This window comes from Bacteroides sp. OM08-11, from assembly GCF_003438665.1.
GTDB classification, from domain to species: domain Bacteria; phylum Bacteroidota; class Bacteroidia; order Bacteroidales; family Bacteroidaceae; genus Bacteroides; species Bacteroides cutis.
Map to the genome: position 1 here is coordinate 662,757 of NZ_QSTJ01000002.1, position 6,654 is coordinate 669,410.

Here is a 6,654-nt window from a genome sequence, read left to right on the forward strand (position 1 = left end):
TCTCATTATCACCCAACATCATCGTAAAGTAAATGGAAGAAAGCAAAGAGTTACAGGGTTTTTACAAGATATTCAGGGCGGTGATTTATGTCTCCATCCTGATGGAGTTCTTCGCCTACGCACTGGAGCCGGAGCAGTTGGACTTCTTGGGCGGCGTAGTGACGGATATCCACACTCGCATCAAGCGGTGGATGATTTACCATGACGGCAACCTCGTGTATAGCAAGGTGGCTACGTTCCTGCTGATATGTATCACCTGTGTGGGAACGCGCAACAAGAAGCATCTGGAGTTTGACGCTCGCAGGCAGGTGCTCTATCCGCTGCTGTCGGGAGTGCTGCTGATTGTGCAGTCCGTATGGCTGTTCGGTCATTCGATAATGCCCTGTTTCTATACCCTCCGTTTGAACACTTGGCTCTATATGCTCACTTCCATCGTCGGTGTCGTATTGGTGCATATCGCCCTCGACAATATCTCTAAGTTCCTGAAGGAAGGGCTGCTGAAAGACCGCTTCAACTTCGAGAATGAGAGCTTTGAGCAATGCAGGGAGTTGCAGGAGAACAAGTACAGCGTGAACATCCCTATGCGCTATTATTACAAGGGCAAGTTCCGCAAGGGATGGGTGAACATCGTCAATCCGTTCCGTGGCACATGGGTTGTGGGTACTCCTGGTTCTGGTAAGACCTTCTCCATCATCGAGCCGTTTATCAGGCAGCACAGCGAGAAGGGCTTTGCCATGGTGGTGTACGACTATAAGTTTCCCACTCTCGCCACCAAACTCTACTATCATTACTTGAAGAACAAGAATGCCAAGGACAGCAAGATGCCCCATGGCATGAAGTTCAACATCATCAACTTTGTGGATGTGGAGTATTCGCGCCGTGTGAACCCCATCCAGTTGAAGTACATCAACAACCTTGCCGCAGCGAGCGAGACCGCCGAGACCCTGCTTGAATCCCTGCAAAAAGGCAAGAAGGAAGGCGGCGGTGGCAGCGACCAGTTCTTCCAGACCTCTGCCGTCAACTTCCTTGCCGCCTGCATCTATTTCTTCTGCAACTACGGCAAGGAGCCCTACGACAAGGACGGAAAGATGCTGATTGCCGAGCGGCGTGAAGACCCAAAGACGAAAAGGCTGATACCCACAGGACGGGTGTTCGACCATTCGGGCGCGGAGGTGCAGCCCGCTTATTGGTTGGGCAAGTACAGCGACATGCCACATATCCTATCGTTCCTCAATGAGAGTTATCAGACCATCTTCGAGGTACTTCAGACCGACAACGAGGTAGCCCCCTTGCTTGGCCCGTTCCAGACTGCCTTTGCCAACAAAGCCATGGAGCAGTTGGAAGGTATGATTGGCACGCTACGTGTCTATACCTCCCGTCTCGCCACCAAGGAATCTTACTGGATATTCCACAAGGACGGCGATGACTTCGACCTGAAGGTCAGTGACCCGAAGAATCCAAGTTATCTGCTCATTGCCAACGACCCCGAGATGGAGAGCATCATCGGTGCACTGAATGCCTTGATTCTCAACCGCCTTGTAACGAGGGTGAATACAGGACAGGGCAAGAACGTTCCTGTCAGCATCATCGTCGATGAGTTGCCGACCTTGTATTTCCACAAGATAGACCGACTGATAGGCACAGCCCGAAGCAACAAGGTGAGCGTGGCACTTGGCTTTCAGGAACTTCCGCAGTTGGAAGCCGATTATGGCAAGGTGGGTATGCAGAAAATCATCACCACCGTGGGCAATGTGGTGAGCGGTTCGGCAAGAGCCAAGGAAACCCTCGAATGGCTGTCGAGTGACATCTTCGGTAAAGTAGTGCAACTCAAAAAGGGCGTGACCATCGACCGTGACAAGACCTCCATCAACCTCAATGAGAATATGGACAGCCTGGTGCCTGCAAGCAAAATCTCCGATATGCCCACAGGTTGGATATGTGGACAGACCGCCCGTGACTTCGTAGTCACCAAGACCGGGATGAACGGAAGCATGAACATCCAGGAGAGCGAGGAGTTCAAGACATCCAAGTTCTACTGCAAGACCGACTTCGATATGACGGAAATAAAGAAGGAGGAATCGGAGTATGTCCCTCTCCCTAAGTTCTATAAGTTCAAGTCGAAAGAAGAGCGAGAGCGCATCCTCTACAAGAACTTCGTTCAGGTTGGGGAGGACGTGAAAGCCATGATTAAAGAGATTCAGCAGTTCCGCACTATGATGTAGTGATATTGATTAGAGTGCGGTGAGACATCGCACCTCCTATATAAAATAATGTAATGAGAAGATACATCATCGTACTATTGAGCATGTTGGCCATCTGTAGCGTGCCCTGTCAAAGCCAAACCATTGACAGGGCACTGTTTGAACGGATGGTAGCCATTACCAAACACTTCGAGGGTTGGCACGACCCAAAGACCACACCGGGCTATGTGGGCTATGGTCACCAGCTACAGAAGGGAGAGCGTTTCCCGAAAACACTGACACGTCAGCGTGCAGATTTGCTGTTACGGACAGACCTCCTCCGGCACCTGCGCCTATATGCCCGTTATGGCAGGGATGCTTATCTGCTTGCCACCCTCTCGTACCAGATTGGACCAGCCAAGTTGTTAGGCAATGGACGATACCCGAAAGCGTCCCTGCTCACCCGATTGGAACGTGGCGACAGGGACATCCTGCCACTCTATCTGAGCTATTGCAAATGGAGGGGAAAAGCAGTGGCATCCATTAGGAAACGGAGGTGGGTGGAATATCAGCTGTTGTATGCCGAGCGGTGAGGCACCATCCCTCCTATACCTGTTTGTCTGTCACTTATATTATATATAAAGGTAATAATTGCAATTTCAATGTTAAAGTCAGAGCATTATGGCATCCATCAAATTAAAGTTCAGAACATCATCTGTTCAAGAGAAAGAGGGTCGCCTGTATTATCAGGTGATACACAATCGTGTGGCACGTCAGATCCATACAGAGTACAGAATCTATTCCTCAGAGTGGGATGCGGACCATTCAAACATCATTTTGCCAACTTCCGTCACTCCACAACGTCAAGCCTATCTTCTTTCCTTGAAAGATACATTGGATGCTGACAGGAAGAAACTGCTGTTGGTCATTGCACGGTTGGACAAGGAAGGGCAGTCATATACAGCAGACACCGTCGTTGACAACTTCCATGAGGGAAAAGAATTACATGGCATTATCGGCTATACGCTGGAGTTGAACGAAAAACTGAGACGCATCGGCAAGAAGCGGATGGTAGCAAGGTACAAAACCACCCTCAACAGCCTCCAGCGTTACCTGAAAGGAGGCGATGTGCCATTGGAGGAAGTCGATGGGACAACGATACAAGGCTATGAACAGTGGCTGAAAGACAGCGGACTGTGCCGCAACACCACCTCTTTCTACATCCGCAACCTGCGCACCATCTACAATCATGCCGTAGATGACGGACTGGTCATCTCTTCCTCACCGTTCAAGCATGTATATACCGGCATCGACAAGACCGTCAAGCGGGCACTCCCCTTGGAAATCATCAAGCAACTGAAAGAGCTGGACTTGAGTCTGAACCCCCGTTTGGAGCTTGCAAGGGATATGTTCCTGTTCAGTTTCTATACCCGTGGGATGTCGTTCATCGATATGGCACAACTTACACCAAGCAATCTGCATGGCAGTACGCTCATTTACCGCCGTCAGAAGACCTCACAACAGTTGCACATCAAATGGGAACCTGCCATGCAGGAGATAGTGGCGAAGTACAAAACAGATGATTCTCCCTACCTGCTCCCTATAGCAAAAGGAGAGGGAGCCATATTCTGGAGACAGTACAAGAATGCCTATAGCCGTATCACCAAGCAGTTGAAGAAAATCGGAGAAATGATAGGCCTGTCCGTACCCCTGACCACCTACGTAGCCCGCCACTCCTGGGCAAGCATAGCCAAGAGCAAGAACGTGCCCGTATCTACTATCAGCGAGGCATTGGGGCATGACTCCGAGAAAACCACACAGATATACCTCTCCTCATTGGACACCTCTGTCGTTGACAACGCCAACAATCTCATCATCAATTCTCTTTAGGAGGTGCAGCGTCTCACTGCACCTTTATTTCAATATTTATAACTATTGTATTGCGGTGTGATACCGCAACTATAATAAAAAAGTCGGGGATTGTTGAGCAAAAAGGTGTTTCTCTCTTTAAGAGAAACTCTTCGGGATGCAAAAATATGAAAATAACTCCAATTCACCAAATTATATAGCGACTTTTTTACAAAAATGCTAAAATTTGTTGATTTCCGTCAAGCAATTGTTGAGCAAATATGTCTTTTACGATAAAATGATACCTCAATATCAACTGTTTAGCAAAACGATATTTCTCTTAAAGAGAGAAACATCTTTTGCATACCTTTTCCGACCGAATTTTTATGTCGTAAAGAGGGGCTTTGCAGGGGGTGGACTCAGAAAGATGAGAATAGATGACTATTGTAGTTGAAACACATAGAAAGTTGCTGATATACAGACCGATACGCATATCGGGATGAACCATGAGTACGTTCTTTTCTCGAAAAACACATGTCAAAACAGTATGGTGAATGTATTGGACAAGGATAAGATACTGTGGTATGTCATGCGGGCCTACAAGAACGAGAATACTGCCGAAGATCGGCTCTCTAATGAAACGTATGGCTTAGAGTATTTCATACCCAAGCAGAAAGTCCTTCGCACTGTCAAGGGCAAGAAAGTCTTTTTCAAGGAAATATATATCGAAACCGAACGAATTATCATTCGAAATTTCAAACAGAAGGATGCCGAAGGGTTGTTGGAGTATCTTTCCCATCCGCGTGTGAATTGCTTTGCCGGAGACCGCCTTTGTTCCAGAGAGGCGGCATGGGCATATATGCAGTATTCCCCGAAAGACATGCTGCGCTATGCGGTGAGTCTGAAAAAAGATGACCCTAAAATCCGCAACTATCATTCAATACACGATTAAGGGTAGATTTATGAATCGTTAGTAGCAGCTTTCAGTAAAAAGCAACAGCACAACATCAATATGTAGCCACCATCCCCTTACCCCACGATGCGACTTGAGGTAATACGCAGATTCTAACCGGAAAGAAAGGATTCTTATCCGAATTCTGTTTTGAAGGGTTTTGCATAAGCGCGGTTTTCAGTATAGATATTCAGCACGTATTGCCTTGCTGTCATGATCCACTTGGCAGGTACGGAGATGAATCTGAAGACAAAAGCCTTTATGCGACTCGTTTTCTTGAGCCCAAAAGCCTTGGTGTCAAGCCTGCTCATGATGGTCTTGTAGAAATTGTGTATCAATGCAGTAAGCAGAAGAAAGACAGTATTCTCCGCCATGAATGACTTGGGGAGCCTGCTCCAACCGAATCCGTTGTTCATGTCGTCAAAGATACGTTCCTTGCCGCCACGCAGATTGTAGAATTCAACAATGTCCCTTGTCGATGACTTGTAATCGTTGGTCAGAATACAACGGTAAGTGTATTCGCCTTCCCACAGGTCAAGGTCGCCACTGTTGCGTCTTTGTCTCTGGATGACAAGACGATAGCACTTGCCTTCCCATTTCTCAACGAGAATGGAATTGAGTTCGAACTGGATGCCGTTAATCTCCTCCGTCTTCCATCCTCTCAGAGCAAAGATGTCATTGTAGAGCGAACTGCATCGGTTGGCACGGATGTAGAAATGTTTGCAATGCTTCTCTATCTCACTGACGATTTCCTTCGAGCAGGAACCGCAGTCTGCCCTGAAGCGATTTACACGGATGTTCTGGGATTCCAGAAGAGCGAAGAATCTCTTATGGGTGTCTGCCTGATGAAAACGCACATTCGTGTTACCATCGCTGTTCTCGATATAGACTATCTTGTCACCGATAACATATACGCCAGGCCTGTAGCCGAGGAACTTTTTGTAGGTCGGTTTTGCATCATACTTCTCCGTTTCAAGGAACTGATGGTCAAAGTCAACATCGTATTCCTCAATTTCCTTCAACTCGCCTGTAGAAACCAAAGCGTTTATAAGCAATGTGTTGAGTTTGTCTGCAGTATTGAAATCATAGGTCTTGCCTTGGTCGGAAGTATAGGAGATGTTTTCCTGTGTCAGTTCCTTGATGGCTCTGAGGATGGTATCAGAGCTGCATGTACGAAGGGTAGGATGATACGAGAGATGGCGCATCAGTTGTGACGTTACATCTTCCACGCATGAGCCGCCACAGAAATAAACGCTCATCAGCGAACGGACTATCTCGCTGAACTGATATCCGAAGATACTGCTGCATCTCTGACCCAGTGTTGAGTCGATAACGGGTGAAAGCATGGAGTCAAATTTCTCCATGATTGAAAAAAATCCTCCAAAAGGTGTGAGTTTCTCAGATTTAATTTGTATTTTTGCCATGTCATATTAGAGTTTTGCTTGTTTTCTTTTTGCAACACTAAGATAAGTGAAAATTCTGACATGGCAAAATCCTGGGCAACTTTTTGTTGCTCAGGAACTTATAAATAAAGTTAAATTATAGTGTTGCGGAATTAAGGAAAGTTAAAAAATCCTCCAACTTTTGTTAGATATATTTTTTTTGTGTAATTTTGTAATCATTATGCGGCAGTAATAATATACATATTAATACGAGTTAGTAATCCTGTAGTTC

Annotated in this window: 4 protein-coding genes and 1 pseudogene; 4 read left to right on the forward strand and 1 reads right to left on the reverse strand. The window is 46.7% G+C overall.

Annotated features, from left to right (window positions below; genetic code table 11):
• The first annotated feature begins 32 nt into the window (after positions 1–32).
• The 4 genes and pseudogenes from DXC10_RS06615 to DXC10_RS16500 form a co-directional block, all read left to right on the forward strand.
• Positions 33–2,222 carry a type IV secretory system conjugative DNA transfer family protein gene (locus tag DXC10_RS06615; RefSeq protein WP_005816140.1) on the forward strand — a complete coding sequence of 730 codons (2,190 nt, stop codon included), beginning with the start codon at positions 33–35 and terminating at the stop codon, positions 2,220–2,222.
• 53 nt (positions 2,223–2,275) lie between these two features.
• The gene (locus DXC10_RS06620) at positions 2,276–2,773 is read left to right on the forward strand and encodes a hypothetical protein (protein ID WP_005816141.1); all 498 of its coding nucleotides are present in this window, start codon (positions 2,276–2,278) and stop codon (positions 2,771–2,773) included.
• Between the two features lie 88 nt (positions 2,774–2,861).
• Positions 2,862–4,070, forward strand: coding sequence for a putative resistance-associated DNA invertase (locus DXC10_RS06625; protein WP_005816149.1), 1,209 nt, complete (start codon positions 2,862–2,864; stop codon positions 4,068–4,070).
• A gap of 505 nt (positions 4,071–4,575) precedes the next feature.
• Positions 4,576–4,944: pseudogene (locus tag DXC10_RS16500) on the forward strand (N-acetyltransferase); the annotation flags it as partial.
• 170 nt (positions 4,945–5,114) lie between these two features.
• Here the strand turns inward: DXC10_RS16500 and DXC10_RS06640 are convergent.
• On the reverse strand, positions 5,115–6,404 hold the full coding sequence (locus DXC10_RS06640) for an IS1380-like element IS612 family transposase (protein WP_053329121.1): 1,290 nt from the start codon (positions 6,402–6,404) through the stop codon (positions 5,115–5,117).
• Positions 6,405–6,654 lie beyond the last annotated feature (250 nt).